The sequence below is a fragment of the Microbulbifer weihaiensis genome, assembly GCF_048323715.1.
Classification (GTDB): domain Bacteria; phylum Pseudomonadota; class Gammaproteobacteria; order Pseudomonadales; family Cellvibrionaceae; genus Microbulbifer.
In genome coordinates this window covers 28,702-50,568 of sequence record NZ_JBLWFL010000005.1, presented here as the reverse complement: position 1 = coordinate 50,568, position 21,867 = coordinate 28,702, and the positions used below count along the sequence as shown (strand labels likewise).

Sequence of the window (21,867 nt, the reverse complement as noted above, 5' to 3'; positions counted from 1 at the left end):
ACCCATGGCGACGAACCTTTTTGACCTGACCGGAAAAATTGCCCTGGTGACCGGTGCCAGCCGTGGCATCGGCGAAGCCATTGCCAAATTGCTCGCCGAGCAGGGCGCGCATGTACTGGTATCCAACCGCAAGATTGAAGGCTGCCAGGCAGTGGCCGACGCGATCACTGCCGCTGGAGGCAAGGCCGAAGCCGTGCCCTGCCATATCGGAAATATGGAGGATATTGAAAAGGTATTTACCCATATCCGCGAGCGCTACGGCCGGCTGGATATCCTGGTCAATAACGCGGCGACCAATCCGTACTTCGGGCATATCCTTGATACCGACCTGGGTGCCTTCGAAAAAACCGTGGCAGTGAATATCCGCGGTTATTTCTTTATGTCGGTTGAAGCGGGCAAATTGATGCGGGAAACCGGCGGCGGCTGTATTGTGAATACCGCCTCCATCAATGCGTTGCAACCGGGCGTGGGGCAGGGGATCTACTCCATTACCAAGGCGGCGGTGGTGAATATGACCAAGGCGTTTGCCAAGGAGTGCGCCCAGTTCAATATCCGCGTGAATGCGCTGTTGCCGGGCCTGACCAAGACCAAGTTCGCCGGCGCACTGTTCTCACATGAGGAAATCTACAAAACCGCCATCGGCCATATCCCCATGCACCGCCATGCGGAGCCGGAAGAAATGGCGGGAACAGTGCTGTACCTGGTATCCGATGCCGGAAGTTATACCAATGGCGAATGTGTTGTGGTGGACGGCGGCCTCACGGCCTGCGGAGGTCTGTAAACCATGACGCACTTCAATCGCGATCCGCTGCTGGATTTTACCGGCAAGGTGGCACTGATCACCGGCGCCGCGAGCGGCTTCGGTGCACTGCTGGCGAAGGAGCTGGGCAGCCGCGGCGCCAGCCTGGTACTGGGTGACATCAATGAGGCCGGCCTTGATCCGGTGGTACAGGAACTGGCGGACGCCGGGGTTCCCGTTATTGCTCAGGCCTGCGACGTGGTGTCGGAAGCGGCGTGTGCGGGGCTGGTGGCACAGGCGGTGAAACACTTTGGCCGACTGGATATCGCCGTCAATAACGCGGGGCTGGCACCGCCGGTGCAATACCTGGAAGACGTGGAAGAAGCCACGTTTGATCGCCAGCAGGCAGTAAACGTAAAAGGCGTTTTCTTTGGCCTGAAGCACCAGCTGAAGCAGATGCGTACGCAGAAACAGGGCATCATTCTCAATGTGAGCTCCATGGCGGGGATTGGCGGTGCACCGAAAGCCTCGGCATATGCCGCCGCGAAACACTCGGTGATAGGCTTGACCCGAACGGCTGCGGTTGAATACGCCCGGCACAATATCCGTGTGAATGCGGTGTGCCCGTTTTACACACTGACTCCGATGGTTACCGAGATCGAGGCACCGGAAGGGGCTACGGTTGAACAGATGCATGCACTGTTTGCGGCCGGCTGCCCGATGAAGCGGCTGGCGAACCCGGAAGAAGTGGTGAGTGCGATGGTGATGCTCTGCTCGCCTGCGCTCAGTTATCTCACCGGACAGGCGCTGGCAATCGATGGTGGCGTTTCTGCGTTCTGAACAGCGGGATTAGCCGGGAAAGGCAATCAGCCCCATCGACGAGTGGAATACCGCCGATGGGGTGCCTCGGACAACCATCATTAACCCAGCGGATGGGCTCGAGTTCGAGGAGGTCAGGGCCTGCTGGGTAGAATCCGGCAGTGCTGCCTGGCTTTTGCGGCAAGGTCTGACGGCAGCGCAGCGTCCGTGTTCGCGCGTTGTTCCTGCCTCCACTGATGGCACAGGGAAACGTAATTGCCTGCTTCCAGCTCACTGCGCAGGTTGTACCACTGATCCGGTACTTCGAGGGCTGCCAGTAACTCGGGTTCAAAGCGTACCTGGGCCGCTGGAGAACTGCCTTGCTGACTGGATTGATCCGGGGTCAGTGCGCCCAGGTACTGGGCGGGATGCAGTAATACGATGGCAATGGCTATTGCGCTGAACCCGGACGCAGCCTTCGAAAGCATGCGGTTTTCCCGCTTCACGGGCTTGTATTTCCGGGCCTGTGCAAAAATTTTCTCATCCAGCTCACCTGGAGCGGAAATGCCGTTGACGGCGGATATGTATTCCTTTTCCCATGCCAAAGAGCATGCAACCCTGTTGTTGCTGTTCATCACGCTGGTACCTCGATTCCCTTGACCACACTGGCATTGGCGGCAGCACTGTCTGCGCTCAGCGTTTCGGCTGAGTCGGGCCGTGCGCTTTTCTCTCGCTCCACGGCAAGTTCCATTCTGCGGGTTCGCTGCGACTTCCAGGCGCGGCGGGGCTGGCCATTGATAAGCGTTTCCAGGGAATCCCGCGATTGCCGGTAGTAGGCGGTACACGCCTTCAGCGTCAGGTTTTCGATATCGGCAATCAGGCCCAGCGACAATCCGCACTCCACATGTAACAGGAAGATATTGCGCTGGATACGCGGCAGCTGTTGTACAGCTTGCAGTAGCGCAGCGCGGTCGGCATCGCCGCGGGCAAGCGCCTCGAATGCCGTGTTTTCACTGCTATCTGCGAGGTGTTCGTCAGTGCTGCTTTTGGCAAAAGCTCCGCCCTGAAGCATGCGATTGGCTTGAATGTACAACCAGTTACGTAGCAGCCGCCCGCCCAGCCTGGGGGGCTTTTCCAGCAAGTTGAACCACAGCTGCTCGAGCAGGGCGGCACAGTTTCTGCGGCTTACCTGAACACAGTAGCGATACAGGCGATCCTTGTGGCGCTGGTAGATAAGCTTGAACGCTTTGAATTCGCGTGTGCTGTGGTAGTGGGTAAGTAGAGCTTCGTCACTGAGACTGCACAACTTGTCCGCAAACATGGGATTTGCCTCCTTGGCTTTTGGCTCCCATTGTCCTGTTACTCGAATGCGCACTCGCGACCGGCCGATTGACGGCGCGCCGGAAGCGGATGTTTTCAGCCTTGGTTACTGCGGGGCTGCGAGCAATTTGTCCGTATTACATTATTTCGCTTCTTATTACTGCCGAGCGAAAACTACTCTCTGACTCAGTGTTTGCCGTGTTCGTTCTGGGATTTTGTGTTGTGTACTTCTTGTCTCTGGGGATCCGCGTGCGGTGTCTCTTCTGCGGTCAAGTCGCCCGAATGGATGGTCTGGCCTTTCACCTCTTTTTCATCCGGTTCGGATTTGCGGCTTTTTCTCCAGGATGCCAGAAACAGCGTGGCGAGGCCGAGCAGGACTTCATCCACAAAAGGCACCAGGTCAGGAATGACGAGATCGACCAAAAAAATCACGCTGATCCACTTGAACAACTGTGGGTGTTTCAGCTTGCGGGCGTAATTCAGGAACCAGCCGACAAATGCGCTGGGGATAACACGCTTCATATTTTTTGATCGAAAAGCACTTCGAGACCGTGTTGGGAGTATAGCCGGCGGCAAGGGAGGGGGTGGCAGGGCAATCGAGATCCGGTGATAAATCGCGCTTCGAGTGGCGCCATATTGCGCGCAGCTTGAAAACCCATTGGTCGAAATGTGAGCGAAACCGGGCGCGAAGCCCCGGGAGCTCAGGTGCGGGAGGCGAGTTTGCCCCTGAAAGGCAGCGGCAACTGCTCCGGTCCCAATTCGGCACGTAAATCCTTGAGTTTCACGCCTACGCCGAGCAGTCGAACCGGTTCGCTGCGCTTATCCCAACATTGCTGCAACAGCTGCTTGAACTCGCTGATACGTGCTGCGCGACTGCTTCTCTCCTGTGTGGTCAGGCTGAAGTCGGCGTACTTGACCTTGACCACGGCACCACTGATTTCGTAGCGGTCACCCAGATTCTCGATGCGTTCCCAGAGTCGACTGTAAAGTCCGGTCATTTCTTCCTGCCACTCTTCAAACTTGCACAGGTCGCTGCTGAATGTGTGCTCCACACTGACGCTCTTGCGCGAGCCATCACTGTTGACCGGGCGCTCGTCGATACCCCGGCACAGCTGGTAGAGGCGATTGCCAAACTTGCCATACATCTGAACCAGTTCAACCAGGGAATATCGCCGTAAATCACCGCAGTTGCGGATGCCCTTGCGGTGCATCTTCTCCGCAGTCACGCGGCCGACGCCGTGAATTTTTGCCACTGGCAGGCGTAACACAAATTCTTCCACAGCGGCTGGATGGATGACTGTCAGGCCGTCGGGCTTTTGCCAGTCGCTGGCGATCTTGGCCAGGAACTTGTTCGGCGCAACCCCGGCGGAAATCGTGATGCCCAGTGTTTCCGCCACTTTGCGGCGGATCTCGGTAGCGATCAGGGTGGCGCTGCCGTTGCAGTGGGGACTGTCAGTGACATCAAGGTAGGCTTCATCAAGAGATAAAGGTTCTATAAGGTCGGTAAACTCGAGAAATATATTGCGGATCTGCGTGCTGACCTCCCGATATTTTTTCATGTTGCCCGGCACAACAATCAAGTCGGGACAGAGCTTCAATGCCTGCGATGTTGGCATCGCCGAGCGCACGCCGAAACTGCGGGCTTCATAGTTGCAGGTGGAAATCACCCCCCGACGGTCACTGGAACCGCCCACGGCAATGGGCTTGCCCCGCAGGTTGGGGTCATCGCGCATTTCTACCGAGGCGTAGAAGCAGTCGCAGTCGCAGTGGATGATCTTTCGCATGCTGGGATTATATCCAGTATACGTGGATCTAGAAATCCCTGCGGTTCTGTCCCGGTGCGCTTCGGGATGGTCGGCGTGCAACGGGAGTTCGCGGTAACGAAAGGGCCGCAACAGGTTCGGCCGTGACCTGTTTGTGCATTTCTTTGCATCGGTTGTGCGCACCATCGATATGCGCGTAAGCAACATAAGCGCCAATCGTGCCTTGTGACTGCTGGCTACCACTACACTTTCCTGTAGGTAGCGCGTTTGCGGATGTATCAGGCCCACAGGCGTGGGCTGTGGTCGCAGGCGTGGTCTTGTAACAACGGTTGTGCTTTCACTAAAACCTGTTGGTTTTAGGGTTGTCGGGTATGCCCGCTGTGGCGGCGCGGTTATCGGCGATGGGGCCTTTTGCGTTTCAAGGGCCCGGGCCGATAGAAATCCATTGATCCGGTCCTACCTGGAAAGCGCGAGGAGTGGCAAAGTGAGCTGGATTCCCCTGGTTGAGAAGGCCCCGGATGAGCGGGTGCACGCAATTTTTGATGACATACGCACGCAGCTGGGGGAAATCCCGGATATCTTCCGCGCGTTTGCCAATGCTCCTGCGTTGTTGGAGCTGATCTGGGCCCAGTACAGTAACCTGATGTCGCTCGGCCATTTGTCGCCGCAGTTGAAGGAAGGTATTGCGTTGATGGTTTCTGCCGATAACCGCTGTGACTCAGGCATCGCCCACCACAGTGCGCATCTGGAGAAATACGGGGTTGATCCCAGGGAGGTGTTGCGGATCCGCACCAATCCGGATCATGCCCATTACAACCCCAGGGATCACGCATTACTGGAAGTAGCCCGGCACGCCATTCTGGCGCCGCACGATCACGGTGAGCGGCTGATCAAGCTGGCCCGCGAGCAGGGCGCAAGTGATGGGGAAATACTGGAAGCGTTGGCGGTGGCCGGAATGGTCAGTGGCTTAAACAAGGCGTCGGACTTGATGGGCCTGTAAAGGCATTCATTCAGATAGATAAAAAAATATAGCCAGATAAAAAAGGCCGCCTTCGGGCGGCCTTTTTTATAGTCCAAATCGTCAACGGGGCGGTTTGCGACGACCGAAGATCAGTGCGACTACGAAAAGTACCAGGAATACAAAGAACAGTATCTTGGCGATTTCCGTCGCTGTGGAAGCTACGCCACTGAAGCCAAAAAAGGCCGCAACCAGCGCAATGACCAGACAGATAATAGCCCAGCGCAACATGGCAATACTCCTGTTGTGGCAAGGGACTACCGGCGGTTAGCCGGCTCAAGACGGGCAACCTAAATAACTATCCAGGTTAGCCAATCGACCTCATTGATAACGAACCCTGAGGCCCATCACCACTTTTTCTGCGCAGGATTGTGAATGCCATTCCGCTTGCGTGCGGCAATGCCGCTCGAAGCCTGCTCCGCTAGGTAGTTTTTTCGACCACCGGGAGCAGCTCTGACAGGGCGACAAACTCATACCCTTTGGCTCGCAACTGATCGCTGATCAATGGCAGCGCATCCAGCATTTGCTGGCGCTCGCCATGCATGGGATGGAGCATCAGCACTGCACCGGGAAACGCGTTGTCGGCGACATAATTGGCCACTTCCTTGAGCTCTGAAGGCTTCTGGTTTGAAGGCTGGAACGTAAGTGAGTCCCGACTGCCCAGTTTGCGCAGGATGTTGGCGGCGCTTGCGAGCTGACGGCGAGCGCTGTCGGGCGCTAGTTCGATCTGGGGTGAACCAGTGAATATAGGCGGCGCCGGCAGGAAGTAGGGCCCCCTGTTGTCATCAACGGACGAGCCAGGTATCAGGGAGGCCTTTATCCTGAGACGCTGCAGGGTTTGCAGCAGGTCTTCTTCGGTTCCGGACTGGATGGCGCCGCCAAAGGCCAGGGCAATGCGGCGATCCTCGCCAAAGCTTTCCAGGGGCAGGGCCAGAAGGGCGATAGCCATGGTCTGGCGCAAAAGGATGCGTAGGGACTTCATTCTCATGCTTGCTCGGATTACTGCTCTCGGGGTTCAAGGAAGGGGGGTACTGGTTGTGAGTCCGATGGTTTCAGCGGAAACCTGTATTCGGCGCAAACAAAAAAGCCGTCTTGTAAAAGACGGCTTTTTCAGAAACGTTGGCAAATCAGCGCTCGAGGTGCTCCAGCTTGCCTTTTACGCCATCCCACTCCTCGGCATCCGGCAGCGGCTCTTTCTTTTCAGTGATGTTCGGCCAAACCTCAGCCAGCTCAGCATTCAGCTCGATATATTCCTGCTGATCTTCCGGCACCTCGTCTTCCGAGAAGATGGCGTTGGCCGGACACTCCGGTTCACACAGGGCGCAGTCGATGCACTCGTCCGGGTGGATTACCAGAAAGTTGGGGCCTTCATAAAAGCAGTCTACCGGGCAAACCTCTACACAGTCGGTGTATTTGCACTTGATGCAGTTTTCCCCAATTACGAATGTCATGCTTGTCCCTCAACGCTACTGCGGCTTTCTTGCTTATTACCGGCCCCCTGTGGGCCCGCATGGAATTCTGCGGATTTTATCAATAACTGGCGCGAATTGTAGTGGCTTTTGAGTCAAATTGGTTGAGTGCTTATAACAATTTGCGCAGAGCGTAGAGCTGTTCCAGCGCCTGGCGTGGGGTCAGGTCGTCAGGATCCAGTGATTCCAGGGCTTCTACTGCCGGGTGCGGAGCGCTGCCAAAAAGATCTACCTGGGCCGGGGTGGACGCTTGTGGCATGGGCTGCGGCTCAGGTTTTGGCTGCGGTTTGAGCTCAGGCTTCGCGGCTGTCTGCATCGCGGGGCCGGGACCCGAGTCCCGGGTCGTGTTGCCGGCTTCCAGTGACGCCAGCCGCTCACGGGCTTCGTTCAGCACTTCCGTGGGGATACCGGCAAGCTTGGCCACCTGCAGGCCATAGCTCTTGGAGGCCGGGCCCTCCTGGATGCGGTGCAGGAACACGATGGAATCGCCGTGCTCGGTGGCATTCAGGTGGATGTTGGCGGCGTCGGCACATTCGCCCGGCAGCTCGGTCAACTCGAAATAGTGGGTGGCGAACAGGGTAAATGCCCGCACCTTATTCGCCAGGTAATGGGCGCACGCCCAGGCCAGCGACAGGCCATCGTAGGTGCTGGTGCCACGGCCGATTTCATCCATCAGGATCAGGCTGTGTTCACTGGCGTTGCGTAGGATGTTCGCAGTCTCGGTCATCTCCACCATAAAAGTGGAGCGGCCACCGGCGAGATCGTCGGCGCTGCCGATACGGGTGAAGATTCGATCCAGCAGGCCAATACGGGCACTGTCGGCGGGGACGTAGCTGCCGCAGTGTGCCAGCAGCGCAATCAGCGCGGTCTGGCGCATATAGGTCGACTTACCGCCCATGTTCGGGCCGGTAATCACCAGCATACGGCGGTTGTCGTGGAGCTCGATATCGTTGGCGACGAACGGCGCATCCAGTACCTGCTCCACCACCGGGTGGCGGCCACCTTCCACGAAAATACCGGGGGTGGTGGAAAGCTCCGGCTGCACCAGGCGCAGCTGGTCGGCACGCTCGGCCATGTTGGCCAGCACATCCAGTTCGGAAACTGCCGCGGCAGCAGTCTGCAGCTCTGCCAGGTGCTCGTTCAGGGTATTGATCAGCTCCTCGTACAGGAACTTTTCCCGCGCCAGTGCGCGGCTCTTGGCCGAGAGCGCCTTGTCTTCGAACTCTTTCAGTTCCGGGGTGATGAAGCGCTCGGCGTTTTTCAGGGTCTGGCGGCGGATATAGTCCACCGGCGCCTTGTCGCTCTGGCCGCGGCTGATTTCGATAAAGTAGCCGTGCACCCGGTTGTAGCCAACCTTCAGGGTCGGGATACCGGTGCGCTCTTTTTCGCGCTGTTCCAGCTGCACCAGGTAATCACCGGCGTTTTCGCTGATTCCGCGCAGCTCGTCCAGTTCCTCGTCGTAGCCCTCGGCAATCACGCCGCCGTCGCGGATTACCACTGGCGGGTTTTCCACTATCGCCCGCTCCAGCAGTTCCACGGTTTGTGGCCACTCACCGATCTCGCGGCCGAGCTGCTGCAGACGGCGGGCATCGGTTTCCGCCAGCTGGCGTTGCAGCTCAGGGAATTGGGCCAGCGACAGACCGAGGCGGGAGAGATCCCGCGGGCGCGCGGAGCGCAGGGCCAGGCGACCGAGAATCCGCTCCATATCGCCAATGGGCTTTAGTGCCTCTCGCATAGGTTCAAAACGGTAGTCACTGATCAGGGCGCCGATCGCCTGCTGGCGCTGCTGCAGGGTGTCGAGGGTGCGCAGCGGATTGTTCAGCCAGCGGCGCAGCAAACGGCTGCCCATGGCGGTTTTGCAGGCATCGAATACCGACAGCAGGGTGTTGTCGTCACCGCCGTTCAGGTTCAGGTCGATTTCCAGGTTGCGGCGACTGGCGGGATCCAGTGCCACGGTGTCTTCACTGCGCTCGGTGCGCAGGGTGCGAATATGCGGCAGCTCGGTACGCTGGGTATCGCGGGCGTACTGCAGCAGACAGCCGGCCGCGCACAGGGCTGCGTGCATATGGCTGCAGCCGAAGGCCTCGAGATCCATAGTGCCGAACTGGCGGTTGAGCAGGCGCAGGGCGCTCTCCAGCTCAAACTCCCAGGGGGCACGGCGGCGCAGCCCGGGGCGGCGCGCGATCTCCGCGGGCAGATCCAGGTCTTCCGGCGTCAACAGCTCGGTGGGGCTGAAGCGCTGGATCTGCTCGGCCAGCGCTTCCAGGGTGTCCACTTCCTGCACCGCGAAGTGGCCGGTACCCAGGTCCAGCAGCGCGAGGCCAAAGCGGTCGCCGAGCAGCCCCGCTGCCGCCAGCAAGTTGTCGCGGCGCTCGTTAAGCAGTGCCTCGTCGGTCACGGTACCCGGGGTGACGATGCGCACCACCTTGCGCTCCACCGGGCCCTTGCTCGTGGCCGGGTCGCCGATCTGCTCGGCAATCGCCACCGATACGCCGGCCTTGATCAGGCGCGCCAGATAGCCCTCTGCCGCATGGTAGGGGATCCCCGCCATCGGAATCGGCTGCCCACCGGACTTGCCGCGGGCGGTCAGGGTCACATCGAGCAGCTCCGCGGCGCGCTTGGCATCGTCGTAGAACAGCTCATAGAAGTCACCCATGCGGTAGAACACCAGCTCCTGGCGGTGCTCGGCCTTGATGCGCAGGTACTGTTGCATCATTGGGGTGTGTTCGGGCTGCTTGTTGCTACTGGAAGTGGGGGTTGCGACCATGAGGTTGAAAATTCTTTTTAAATCAGTTGGTTAGCTGCTTTTACGCTGCCGGGGTTGGCCGGGTGGCATCCGCAGGCGGGGACTACCGGCAGGCCGGGGAGGATATCAAAGCGACAGACAAAGCACTATCTGACTGGGACGTCGCTATTTTCACGGTGATACCTGTCCCAGAGCCCCCGGCTTTCCGTTCAGCCTGCACCACCTTATGGTTGTGGTACGCCACCGTTAGGGTGGGGGTGTGCGCCCCGAGCGCCGATGGAGGCAATATGAACCTGCAGATAATCTCCCTGGAAGGACATATCTATCTTGTTGAGACCGTCGATGAAAACGGGTCCCAACTCCTCACCGATCGCCATCAGCGGCCCCGCAAGTTCCACTGTCTGGAGGAAATCAGGGATCACTTGGATCTCCGCCGCTTCGATGAAGTCTGGTTGGAGCAGCAGACGCCATATGAGGAAATGTGCGGGCTGGATGAGGAAACGATGCCACTGCGCATTAAATTGAACTGGTGAGTAGCTGGGTAAACGCTGCCAAATCCTCTGAAAGGTGTAGCGATTCGACGAGCGATAACCTGCTTTCTTTATTAGGGAAGTTTTACAGGGCAATCTTTTGTGGTTTCTTGCGTAGGTGTGTTGGAATAATTTATTCTCGATCACAATTTTTAGAATAATGAGTCATCTGTCCAATGAAGCTTCTGATTCGTCCCGCTGCGGCGGCACTGTCGTCAATCGCCCTTGTCATGGCCGCTGGGTGCTCCGATCCAGTCCAGGAAAAGAGTGGGCTGTTACCAGCATTGGAAAGCCTGAGCCTGCGCGAGAAGATCGCCCAGAGGATCATGCTGGATATCCGCTACTACTGTGCAGACGCGGCACGACCGGACTCTGGCGACGAGGGAAAGTGGGGGAGCCGGGACTGCGATCAGCCCGTTACGCATTTGCCCCCGGCATTGGGCGATGTGATACGGCGTACCGGTGTCGGCGGGATAATCCTGTTTGCCGATAACCTGCAAAGTAGTGAACAGATTGTGCAGCTCAACCGTGACCTGCAGCAGGCAGCCAGCGGTGCACGCGCGGGGATACCCCTGCTGATTGGGGTGGATCAGGAGGGCGGGCGCGTCAATCGGTTACCCCGCGACGAAGCGGCGGCATTTGCCGGCAATATGGCCATAGGCGCGACCCAGGCCATTCACGGCGAGCGGTTTGCCACGGCAACCGCGGAAATCATGGCGGATCAGTTGCGCGTGCTGGGCTTCAACGTCAACTTTGCGCCGACTTTGGACGTCAACAGCAACCCGGATAACCCGGTGATCAATGTACGCTCTTACGGTGAATCGCCGCAGGTTGTGGCCGATCTGGGGACGGCCAGCGTAAAGGCGTTTCAGCGTCACGGGGTGGCGGCGACGGTGAAACATTTTCCCGGCCATGGTGACACCAGTGTGGACAGCCACACCGGGTTGCCAAGGGTTGAGCGATCACTGGAATCCGCGAAGTCGGTAGACCTGCTGCCGTTTGCGCAGGTCTTCGAGCGCGCGCAACCCGCACTGGCCATGACGGCGCATATCCAGTATCCCGCACTGGATAATTCCACCATGCGCTCGAAATCTGGCGAGGCCGTTGTGGTACCCGCTACCCTGTCGCGCAAAATCCTCACCGGATTGTTGCGCGAGCGGATGGGTTACAAAGGAGTCATTGTTACGGATGCGCTGGATATGGCGGGCATCAGTAATTATTTTTCTGCAGAAGAAGCGGTGGTGCATACCTTCGCTGCGGGTGCGGATATTGCGCTGATGCCGGTGAAGATCCGCTTCCCGGAAGATTTGACACGCCTGGATGCGATCATTGACCGTGTTGAGAGCGCAGTTTTGAATGGCGAACTCGCGATGCCGGAAATGGAGCAGTCGGTACAGCGGGTACTGAATTTGAAGCAGGAATATATTGCCCCGCAGTGGATGCAGCAGGACAGGGAAACGGCGGTGGCGAACGCGCGCAGTTTGCTCGCGACACCTGCGCACCACGCAGTGGCCAGCGAACTGGCCTCCGCCGCGCTGACCAATGTGTTCCCGACGGTGTCGGCGAAATTGCCAGTGATCAGCGAGAAGACCAAAGTCGTACAGGTGCTGGCGCCAAGCGCGGCGGTGGGCGCTGCATTCAAGATTGCCCTGTCTGAAGTGACGGGAGCGGCAATCGAAATTCTTGAACCACAGGCTGCGATCGAAAAGATATCCGCAAATGCCGCCGATCTGTTGATCGTTGCGAGTATCGTACCGGCGGAAAGCGCGGTGGAACTCGGGGGTGTTGAGGATCTCGCCCGTCTCTCGTCAGTGCAGAAGCTGCCGCTGGATACGCTCTATGAAATCTATCGGACTGGTTTGCAGGCCGCGCGCGAGCAAGGACTAAAAACCGTATTCGTGAGTATGCGCTCGCCATATGAATCTGCGCTTTTCGCGGATGTGGCCGATGTGCACCTGGCCAGCTTTGACTACAAAGCGTTTATCAATGCCAATGGCGAACTGCAGGGACCCATTTATCGGGCGTTGGCCAAGACCCTGGTCAATAAGCAACTGCCCAAGGGGCAGCTGCCAGTGACGGTCGCACTACCGACCGGTACTGGCGGTGCGCTCGCTAGCGGAAAATAGGCCGATCCGTCAGTACATAAATATACCGATCCAGGCCCGGTAAATTCCGGGCCAATTGACCTCCCATTTATTCGCGCTCTGCCAGTACCTCGTTACCAATACCTGGATAGTGACTCAGCTTGTCCGGGAAATACTTCTCAAGCAGCGCCAGCAAAATAGCACGGCTCTGGTTATCTACTTCTCCGTCGGCCTTCCAGGGGCGAAAGTGATACTGGAAAGCCCGGGTGTACAGGCTTATTTCGGTTTCTGAAGCCGTCTCAGGATTTATTCCGTAGCCGTAATCAGACAGCCAATGGGCGAATCGCCGCCGGATGCTGTCACGGTCGCTGCTGGTGTTTCCCTGTAGGTACTCCATATGCCGGCTGACGGCGTCCTCGTCATACCAGGCGCCGATACCGGCTTCGGCCAGTTGCCGCCAGGGAAACTTGGGGCCGGGGTCAATTTTATAGTGGGGAATAATATCGCCGTGACCGATGACTCGAGTGGGGGTGATATCCGGGTAGCGCGCGAGAATATCCCGGGCAAGCGCGATCACCAGCTCGATCTGGGCAGGATCGAAGTCAGGGAAGATACACACCTGGCCCGGCTCTTCGCCGGGCGTTGATTCAGGAGGCGGCTCGCATCGGCTCTGGTTCACAATCTCAATGCCGATGGAGTGGTCGTTCAGCTGGCTGCGGTCTTCCCACAGGCTTGGACCTGCGTGCCATGCGCGGCGGTATTCATCCACCAGCTGGTATACCCTCAGGTCTTTGTGGGGGTAGCTACCATCGTTGCTCTCTGGCACCAGGTAATGGGAGCTAACCGGGGCAGAACTCGGTTGAGTCAAAACGCGCAGCGAGGTTGCGAAATCGATTGCGGTAAAGTGCAGGACGAGGAAGCGCACGCGTTCGCTGGCATTTTGTGACATGACCACTTCAATGTCATAGCCGTTGCCGCGGTGATTGATACCGCTGTTGGTACTGCAGCCATTAAGTCCAAACATTGCCAGCGCCAGGCCGGTGACGCAAACCGTGGTACGGAATCTAAAGGGCATAGCGAGTCCTTTGGTCGAATCTGTTTTGGTGTCGAGCTGTACATCAGCATTGTTATTCCGGTGGGATCTCACCGATCTGCAGCGCGCATCTGAAATTCTCTAGCCACTTCTTTTTATCCGATCCCGATAAGTTCAGGTCACTCTGATCAGGAATAACAGATCCCCTGTGGCGCGAAAATTAACCTGAAATGCCATTTTTCCCCTGAATTGTACAAATAATTTATTCCGAAAGAATAGTTTTTGTGGAATTTTTTAAGTACGCTTGATGCGTTCCGAGAGTCAGCGCGGGCAAATTGAAGAGAGGTGCCGGCACCATCCATACCAGAATGACAGCGATGTCAGTTCGGTCAGGTTGGGCAAACAATAAATGCTGATAAGCAATTAAGTGACCAACGACAAGGCGGAAATGACCATGAATAAATTTGAGTTCCGTAAAAAACTGGTGTCTCGTGGCGTGGCTCTGGCTCTCGCAGGAATAGCAGCACCGATCGCAGTAGCCCAGGAGGTAGCTCCCAAGAGTGAGGCGGAAGTCCTGGAAGAAGTTCAGGTGGTAGGCTTCAAGGCTGCGCTGGAAAAAAGTGTCAACGTAAAGCGCAATGCCACTGTGGTAATGGATAGCGTGAACGCGGAGGATATCGGTAAATTCCCCGACAAAAATATTGGTGATGCATTGATGCGCCTGCCTGGTGTCGGTATTGAGCGGCGCTTTGGTGAGGCGGATGGCGTGAGTATCAGGGGGCTTGATCCCGCACTCAGCCTGACGTATTTGAACGGCCAATCGATCTCCACGGCGCAGTGGTTTGAGGGTTATCGGCCTACGCGTGGATTCCGTTCCGACATGCTGGCTTCCGAACTGGTGTCCTCACTGGAAGTGTACAAGTCTCCGCGCGCGGATCTTCCCGATGGTTCAGTGGGCGGTATCGTAAATATCAAGACCCGCCGTCCGCTGGATCTGGATGCCAACACCATGCAGGCGTCCATGGAATATCAGTACACCGAGAATGCTGAGCGTTGGGATCCGGCGTTCTCCGGGCTGTACAGTTGGAAATCTGAGGATGAAAAATTCGGGTTATTGGTAAGCACCAGCCACCAGGAGCGTTTTACCACTTACGATGCGATGGAAAACTACTACGGCACCAGCACTGAAGGCAAAGATACCGATGGTGCCGGCAATTTCACCCAGGCAACCTGGGGAGCTGGCCACGCCATTTTTCAACAGGAACGTGAACGTACGGCGTATAACATTACAGCGCAATACCAGCCCACCGAACAGTTGGACATTACCGCCAACTACCTGAACTTTGCGCTCTCCGCAGACAACGTGAACTCAAACTATTTGGTGGTTCCTGCTCGTACAGCAAACATTCGCAATGTTTCTGCCGTAGGTGACTTCCCGGCGGGTCAGGGTGTATTGCGGCATGATTCTTACCTCGCCGATGTTACCGGTGAGGCTGGCAATGACTACTGGTTTGGCCCGGATACCTTCTTCCGCAATACCAATCCTGAAGCCCAGGCGTTTGATATCGATGTCAATTTCAGTCATGAGCTGTTTGACGCGCATATGCAGGTGGGTTACACCGAGGCTGAAGGCGACATCATCGTGATTGGCTATTCCGGCATGATCAACGCCCAGACCATGGCTGCGACCAATTTGACCGGCGATGAAAAGCTCACCCTGGATCTCACCGGCAACAAGCTTGGAGTAGAGTTTGATGGATTCGATCCTAGCCTGCCGGAGAATTACCCGCTGTCGATCCGAGAGGTAAACCCGCATATGGAGGACTCGGATGAGGAGACCTATGCGCAGTTTGATCTCACTGTCCCGATGCCGGACGCGGGCTTTATCACCGCGCTGAAAACCGGTATGAAGTATCAGGATCACAGTAATGATCGCCATGTGTATTTCTTTGATGCGGAAATTCCGGAAAATTTGATGGCCGGTGTGGCGACTTATGCCGACTTGCCGGTGAATACCGGCTGTGGCCAGTTCGAGGAGACAGCCAAGAGCAATACCCTGACGTGCCTGCCGACCCTTGCCCTTGGCGGCATCCGGGATCTCACCAATCAGCTGACGCCATCGAATACCCGCCAGACAGAAAATCTCAGCGATTTCTATGAAATCAATGAGCAGAAGTTTGCCGTGTATGGAATGGCGGAGTTCGAATATGGCAAGTTCAGCGGTAACTTTGGCCTTCGCTATGTGGATTACGATCTTGAGTCCATTGCTCACCAGGACGATGCACTTAATGTCCCCACCAACAATGACTACAACGAAATATTACCCAGCCTGAATGTGGTGTACGAGATACAGGACGATCTCCTGCTGCGTGGTGCGGCAGCGCGGGTGATGTCACTGCCGAACTATCAGGATTTGCGTAACACCTTCAGTTATAACAGCCTGACCTTGTCTGGGTCTGCAGGTAACCCCTATCTGGATCCCTGGTTGGCCAATCAGCTGGATCTGGGCATCGAGTGGTACTTTGCGGATGGTGCCCTGGCCAGTGTGACTTATTTCCGTAAGGACATTGATTCATTCCTGTTCTCCATTACTGAAGAAGAGGAGCATGAAATTGTTCTGGAAGGTACCGATACGATTGAACCCAGGACATTGATGGTGTCACGCAACCGCAACGGCGGTGAAGCGAAGCTACAGGGACTGGAGCTGCAGCTGCAAACAGAGCTCGGCTATGGCTTCGGTATGAGTGCCAACTACACCTTTACCGATGCGGAAGTGATCGACAACAACGGGGTTGATGGGCTGAACCTGCCGGGTAATTCCGACAAAATGTGGAATATCACCACCTATTGGGAGAATGACCGCTACAGCGCGCGTCTGATGGCGAATCAGCGCGGGGAGTTCTTCAGCGGGCTCCGCCTGGGCTCTGCTACGGAAACGGAAGCATATACTTCTGTGGATGTGGCATTCTCTGCTGAGGTAACCGACAGCGTTACTTTAAGCTTGCAGGGCGTCAATCTCACCGGTGAACTTTACCGTACCAAGAACACGGAAGATTCCTGGGACGGGCTGTTCCGCCAGATCAACGATAACGGCACGCGCTGGTTTGCGAACGTTGCGGTGAAATTCTGATCTTCTCGGCCGGCTCGCCAGTCGAGCCGGCAGTGAGTTAATCGAGATTAATAACAAAGCCGGCTTGCGCCGGCTTTGTTATTATCCCCACACAATAAAAACGGATTGCGGGGCAGGTGTGTGGACAAGCGGGGCTCAATACTGATTGTCGGTGGTGGTACCGCCGGGTGGATGGCAGCCAATCTGCTGGCCCAACGTTTTCGAGGCGGCAACGTCGATATCACGCTGGTTGAGTCCGATGGGATTGCCACTGTGGGCGTGGGCGAGGGCAGTACGCCTTATCTCAAGAATTTCTTCCGTGGGCTGGATATCCCGGAGTCCGAGTGGATGCCCGCCTGCCAGGCCACATACAAGTGCGGTATCCGCTTCCCCAACTGGTCGGAAACTCCAGGATTTGAGTCCTATTTTCACCCGTTTTTCTCGCCGCTAGACCGTGAAGTGGGCGCTGAGTTTTTTCGGCTGGCGGACAGATGCCGGCAGGGTGAGCCAGCCAGCGCCTTACCGGATCATTTCTTCCACGCACCCTATCTTTCCGAAGCGGCAATGTCGCCGATACCGCAGCGACCGTTACCGTTTGAACTCGATTATGCGTATCACTTTGATGCGGGCCTGCTAGGCGCATTCCTGAAAAATAAGGCCATTGCCCGCGGCGTGAACCACCAGATTGAAACCGTTTCCGAAGTGCTGGTTGAGGGCGGCGAGATAGTGGGGCTTTCCACAGTGAGTGGGCACCGGTTGACCGCGGACTTTTATATCGACTGCACCGGATTTCGCAGCCAGCTACTTTCAGCGCTTCCGGGCTACCGCTTCCGGGACTATTCCAGCACCCTGTTCAACAATGCGGCGGTCACGCTGCAGTTGCCCCGGGATCACGCTGAACCACTGATCTCAGCGACAGAGTCGGCCGCGCTAACCAACGGTTGGATGTGGCGGATTCCGCTCCAGCAGCGTACCGGGCTCGGTTACGTGTACAGCGATGATTTCATTTCTGCCGAAGCGGCCGAAACAGAGTTGCGCTCTGTGAGCGGCGCCCCAGATAGCCTTGAATGCCGGCACCTGAAGATGCGCGTTGGCCGCGTCGATGCACACTGGTCCGGTAATTGCCTTGGGGTCGGGCTTTCCCAGGGATTCATCGAACCACTGGAAGCGACGGCGCTGATGCTCGTGCAGTTCACGCTTGAGTGCTTTGCCGGGAAATTCGATCCCGGTGTCATGACGCCAGATATTGGGGCACAGGAAGCGTTCAACCGGCGTATCAACCGCATGTTTGACGGTGTACTCGAATATGTGGCCGGTCACTACCTGCTGAATACACGCACGGACTCTGAATACTGGCGTGCCGCGCGGGAGGACCCGGCGAAACCGGACTTTCTGGTGGAGTTGCTGGCGAGCTGGGATTCGCAGGGTGACTTCTCAGGGTTCCTGGCTTCCGAGGGAACGAATCAGATTTATTCCCGCGCAAGCTGGTATTGCCTGTTGGCGGGCATGGGGCGTTTCCCCAGCCATGGCTTACCGGTGCCGGAAAGTACCCGGGCTTTGATTCAGGAGGCGGGCAAATTTTGCCGCGGTAATATCGCGCGGTTTCGTACCCATGAGCAGCAGATCGCGCACTTGTCTGGTTGATATCCGTTATCGCAAGCCTTGGAAGGTACCTCGCTACAGCGCTAATCAGACTTGTGATCTGGCGTTTGATGCCACCAGCGGCTTTACGCTATTCTGCTGGAAATGTCTGGCTTCGCGGATAATTTATTCTTCTCTTTGCCCTCCAATCCTCGGTATGTACATCCCCTCAGAGTCTGCCTGCGCCGATTTGGCGTCTAATGATCTGCCTATATATCATTAGCTGTCATTCAGTTATATTTTTTTGAATTTTTTATCATTTATCTATCGCACCAATTGAATTTTTTTTGCAGAATCATCGAGGAATATCTTATTCCTATAGTTTTCCGTCTAATACATAAACTATGACTTCAGGTTGTGGTTGCTACCTGATCAATATAGAGGGCGTCATAGAAATGCCCCTTTTGGCGATGAACTCTATTCGTGTGTGAAGCCAGCCTTGCCACGGGAAATAAACACAATAACAGCCTGGGAGATCTCAGATGCGTGAACCTAAAGTGAAGGGAAGTAAAGTTATCCATCGCCAGCTTCTGGCGATAGCGATTGGTACAGTTGTTGGCGTGAGTGCGCTCAACGCTCCGCAAGCTCTGGCCGCGAACAGCGATGGTGCCATTATTGGTACGTTCGATCAGGCCGACGCCAAGAAATTTGCCGGTGCGGAGGTTGTGATCCGAAACAAGGCAAATGGCTTCACGCGTACGACTAAGGCTGACGAAGATGGAAGATATCGATTTTCCAGATTGCCCGTGGGCACCTATGACGTAACAGCCAGAGTTAATGGTGAAGAAGTATCACTGGGCCGTAACGTGCGTGTGACAATCGGTACTGCAACCGAGCTGGACGGTACTTCCACTGCGGATTTAGAAGAGGTGGTTGTTGTCGGTCAGCGCGGTCGCCTGCAGATTGATACAACCAGCTCTGAGTCTGGAGTCAGCTTCTCGGCTGCTGATCTGGAGATGCTTCCTGTTGGTCGCAGCCTCGATTCCGTCGCGCTGCTTGCCCCTGGTACAGTTTCTGGGACCGCCTTCGGTGGTGTTTCCTTTGGCGGTTCATCCGTTGGTGAAAACGCAGTATTCATCAATGGACTTAATGTCAGTGATGTGGAAACCGGTATTGGCGCAGGCGCCGTGCCATTCGCGTTCCTCGAAGAAGCGCAGATAAAGACAGGTGGTTACTCGGTAGAGTTTGGCCGTACAACTGGCGGGGTCACCAATGCGGTTGTGAAATCCGGTACCAACGAATTCAAGTATGGATTTGCTTCTTACTATACTCCGGAAGCGCTTCGTGGTGGCGGTACCGATGGTTACAACTTGTTGGGGGAGCGGGTATCCAGCAATAATATGTCGGACAGCGATGCGCTCAGTACTAACTTCTATGCGAGTGGTCCAATCATTCAGGATAAGCTGTTTTTCTATGGTATTTACGAACCTCGTAATAATCGCAGCGAAGGCACTGTTCTAAATGGCGATACGACCTGGAAGAGCAAAGATGATAGTGGTTTCTGGGGCGGTAAAGTTGATTGGCTGATCACTGATGATCACTCTCTGGAGGTTATAGCATTCTCCGACGAGCGGGAATCTGCTACCGACTATTTTGACGCCGGGGAATATCAGCAGACAACCTTTGAGGAGCGCGGTGGTCAAAATTATCTCGCGACTTACACGGGCCAGATCACTGATGATTTCCTGGTTAAAGCGATGTATGGCGAAAGTGAAGGTAAGTATGTTTCTACCAACACTTCAGGCCTGGAATGTAACCGGGTCTACGATGACCGCAGTGGGGTGGATGCGCACATCGGTTGTACCACAAGTACCCGATTTGACGGACGTATTAACAGTCGAGAAGCTTTCCGCCTGGATATGGAATATGCGCTGGGTGATCATCTTCTGCGTTTCGGCATGGATGACGAATTGCGTATCACGAAAATGGATCGTCTGACGACTGGGCCGAACCAGGCTTACTATGAAATTGAAGATTCTTTTCCGGGCGAGCCGCTGCAGGGGGGGACTGTTCAGGGTGATGCCTACGTGATGGCCCGTACTAGGAACTCGATAGGTGAGTTTGAGTCTGATACGTCAGCGTTCTACCTGGAAGATATCTGGTCCGTTACCGACAATGTTACGGCTACAATGGGTGTCCGCTTCGATGAGTTTGATACCAAGGACGCGGCCGGTAACTCTTTCCTTAAGATTGACGAAATGATCTCTCCTCGATTCGGCATCGCCTGGGATGTAAACGGTGATGGATCGTCAAAACTTTTTGCTAACCTTGGGCGTTACTATTTCCCTCTGGCCAACGGCCTGGTTGCTCGCGAGGGTGGCGGTACCTTGGATACCCGTACTTACCATGAGTTCCTCGGCCTCGAAAGCGAGACAACTGCTTCCGGTTATACCAATGTTACCCCGATTCTCGGGGCTCAGATTGGCGAAACCTATCGGGTTGGTAATGCGGCTGAAGGTCTTGATGGTACTGAGGCTTTTGTAGATAACGACCTCGAGGCGAGTTACCAGGATGAGTTGATTCTTGGCTACGAAAAGCTGGTCGCAGAAAACTGGAAGTTGGGCGTGCGTGGTATTCATCGTCGCTTCCATAACGCTATTGAAGACATGAAGATTGATGTCGACGTAGCGGGATGTGGAAATGTATCCGGATGGGTGTTCGCCAACCCGGGCCGTGAACTGACCTTGACAAGAGAATGCGATGATGGACAGACCCGTCAGATCAATATTGATTTGGCCAAAGAGCAGATGCCAGGCTCTAACGGCGAGATGCTGGGCGGTCCTGAGGTGGAGCGTAGTTATAACGCAGTGGAGCTGGTGCTGGATCGGCAGTTTATGGATCAGTGGAGCTTTAACGCGGCTTATACCTGGTCCCGTTCTTACGGTAACTATGAAGGCGGGGTGAACTCTGATACCGGGAATGATATCCCTGGTTGGACCGAGGCAGGCGACAATGTGGCATACTTGCTCGGCAATTACGGCCGGCTACCTAATGACCGCACCCATTCATTCAAAATGCGTGGTCAGTATGCCTGGAGTGAAGACCTTACACTGTCGGCAGCGTTCACTATGATTTCGGGTCGCCCGATCAATGCACGAGCACAGGGTAATCCCTTCACTGATAGCGAAAGCTACGAGTTCAATTACGTGTGCCTTACCAATTGTACCGACCTGCTTGACGACAATGGTGATGTCATTGAAGAGTATTCCAACGGTGATCGTACCTTTAGTCGCTTAGGTAAGGGGCAATACGGCGATCTGGATTGGATTCATTCCCTGGACTTGGGTCTAGCCTACCGTACCCAGCTCGCGGGCAATGCTCTTAATATGCGCGCCGATATCTTCAACGTGCTGAACAGTCAGGGCGTTACTGACGTGGATGAAATCATGCGTTATTCCATGAGTGCCACTAATGCTAACTTCCTCGCTCCGACGGGATTCCAGGCGCCTCGTAGCGTGAGGCTGGCGGTCTCTATGGATTTTTGATGTGAGGTAAATAGAAGCGTGGGATCCTCTCGGGGATCCTGCCTTCTTACCAGTATAGGACTTTCGAATCTTCAAAAGGTGGTGCTTTTCCAAGCCGTGTAACTTTTAGGAAACTCGCCATCTACCTCCGTT

At 56.0% G+C, this 21,867-nt stretch carries 17 protein-coding genes; 8 read left to right on the top strand and 9 right to left on the bottom strand.

The window, feature by feature from the left end:
* Window positions 1–4: 4 nt before the first annotated feature.
* Both ACNKU7_RS06580 and ACNKU7_RS06575 read left to right on the top strand, forming a co-directional pair.
* Window positions 5–781, top strand: coding sequence for an SDR family oxidoreductase (locus tag ACNKU7_RS06580; protein WP_418296175.1), 777 nt, complete (start codon window positions 5–7; stop codon window positions 779–781).
* 3 nt (window positions 782–784) lie between these two features.
* Window positions 785–1,579 (top strand): SDR family NAD(P)-dependent oxidoreductase, encoded by a 795-nt coding sequence (locus ACNKU7_RS06575; RefSeq protein ID WP_418296174.1) that lies wholly within the window; start codon window positions 785–787, stop codon window positions 1,577–1,579.
* A gap of 113 nt (window positions 1,580–1,692) precedes the next feature.
* Here the strand turns inward: ACNKU7_RS06575 and ACNKU7_RS06570 are convergent, their stop codons facing one another.
* The 4 genes from ACNKU7_RS06570 to dinB form a co-directional block, all read right to left on the bottom strand.
* A complete protein-coding gene (locus ACNKU7_RS06570; protein ID WP_418296173.1) occupies window positions 1,693–2,172 on the bottom strand; it encodes a hypothetical protein in 480 nt (159 codons plus the stop codon).
* Entirely contained in the window at window positions 2,172–2,858 is a 687-nt protein-coding gene (locus ACNKU7_RS06565) for an RNA polymerase sigma factor (protein WP_418296172.1), read from the bottom strand. The genes ACNKU7_RS06570 and ACNKU7_RS06565 overlap by 1 nt, the downstream gene beginning before the upstream one ends.
* 185 nt (window positions 2,859–3,043) lie before the next feature.
* Entirely contained in the window at window positions 3,044–3,379 is a 336-nt protein-coding gene (locus tag ACNKU7_RS06560; RefSeq protein WP_418296171.1) for a DUF6116 family protein, read from the bottom strand.
* Between the two features lie 179 nt (window positions 3,380–3,558).
* Window positions 3,559–4,641 carry a DNA polymerase IV gene (dinB, locus tag ACNKU7_RS06555; protein ID WP_418296170.1) on the bottom strand — a complete coding sequence of 361 codons (1,083 nt, stop codon included), beginning with the start codon at window positions 4,639–4,641 and terminating at the stop codon, window positions 3,559–3,561.
* 463 nt (window positions 4,642–5,104) lie between these two features.
* Here dinB and ACNKU7_RS06550 point away from each other — a divergent pair, with 463 nt between their 5' ends.
* Window positions 5,105–5,620: a carboxymuconolactone decarboxylase family protein gene (locus tag ACNKU7_RS06550; RefSeq protein ID WP_418296169.1), complete on the top strand. Its 516-nt coding sequence runs from the start codon at window positions 5,105–5,107 to the stop codon at window positions 5,618–5,620.
* A gap of 81 nt (window positions 5,621–5,701) precedes the next feature.
* On the opposite strand, the gene ACNKU7_RS06545 is transcribed toward ACNKU7_RS06550, so the two are convergent.
* From ACNKU7_RS06545 to mutS, 4 genes are all read right to left on the bottom strand, one after another.
* Complete coding sequence (locus tag ACNKU7_RS06545; RefSeq protein ID WP_418296168.1) at window positions 5,702–5,869, bottom strand: DUF1328 domain-containing protein; 168 nt, start codon at window positions 5,867–5,869, stop codon at window positions 5,702–5,704.
* A gap of 190 nt (window positions 5,870–6,059) precedes the next feature.
* Window positions 6,060–6,620, bottom strand: coding sequence for a polysaccharide deacetylase family protein (locus tag ACNKU7_RS06540; protein ID WP_418296167.1), 561 nt, complete (start codon window positions 6,618–6,620; stop codon window positions 6,060–6,062).
* 145 nt (window positions 6,621–6,765) lie between these two features.
* Entirely contained in the window at window positions 6,766–7,089 is a 324-nt protein-coding gene (fdxA, locus tag ACNKU7_RS06535; protein ID WP_418296166.1) for a ferredoxin FdxA, read from the bottom strand.
* Window positions 7,090–7,219: 130 nt separating this feature from the next.
* Window positions 7,220–9,874: a DNA mismatch repair protein MutS gene (gene mutS, locus ACNKU7_RS06530; protein WP_418296165.1), complete on the bottom strand. Its 2,655-nt coding sequence runs from the start codon at window positions 9,872–9,874 to the stop codon at window positions 7,220–7,222.
* A 266-nt stretch (window positions 9,875–10,140) separates the two neighbouring features.
* On the opposite strand from mutS, the gene ACNKU7_RS06525 reads away from it, so the two are divergent.
* Together ACNKU7_RS06525 and ACNKU7_RS06520 are read left to right on the top strand one after the other, a co-directional pair.
* Complete coding sequence (locus ACNKU7_RS06525) at window positions 10,141–10,386, top strand: DUF6482 family protein (RefSeq protein ID WP_418296164.1); 246 nt, start codon at window positions 10,141–10,143, stop codon at window positions 10,384–10,386.
* Window positions 10,387–10,559: 173 nt separating this feature from the next.
* Window positions 10,560–12,509 (top strand): glycoside hydrolase family 3 protein, encoded by a 1,950-nt coding sequence (locus ACNKU7_RS06520; protein ID WP_418296163.1) that lies wholly within the window; start codon window positions 10,560–10,562, stop codon window positions 12,507–12,509.
* 67 nt (window positions 12,510–12,576) lie between these two features.
* On the opposite strand, the gene ACNKU7_RS06515 is transcribed toward ACNKU7_RS06520, so the two are convergent.
* Window positions 12,577–13,542, bottom strand: a complete 966-nt coding sequence (locus tag ACNKU7_RS06515) for an N-acetylmuramoyl-L-alanine amidase (RefSeq protein WP_418296162.1) — start codon at window positions 13,540–13,542, stop codon at window positions 12,577–12,579.
* Window positions 13,543–13,954: 412 nt separating this feature from the next.
* Between ACNKU7_RS06515 and ACNKU7_RS06510 the strand changes: the two genes are divergently transcribed.
* From ACNKU7_RS06510 to ACNKU7_RS06500, 3 genes are all read left to right on the top strand, one after another.
* Complete coding sequence (locus tag ACNKU7_RS06510) at window positions 13,955–16,630, top strand: TonB-dependent receptor (RefSeq protein WP_418296161.1); 2,676 nt, start codon at window positions 13,955–13,957, stop codon at window positions 16,628–16,630.
* Window positions 16,631–16,750: 120 nt separating this feature from the next.
* Complete coding sequence (locus ACNKU7_RS06505; protein WP_418296160.1) at window positions 16,751–18,253, top strand: tryptophan halogenase family protein; 1,503 nt, start codon at window positions 16,751–16,753, stop codon at window positions 18,251–18,253.
* Between the two features lie 479 nt (window positions 18,254–18,732).
* Complete coding sequence (locus ACNKU7_RS06500) at window positions 18,733–21,735, top strand: TonB-dependent receptor (RefSeq protein ID WP_418296159.1); 3,003 nt, start codon at window positions 18,733–18,735, stop codon at window positions 21,733–21,735.
* Window positions 21,736–21,867: the final 132 nt, after the last annotated feature.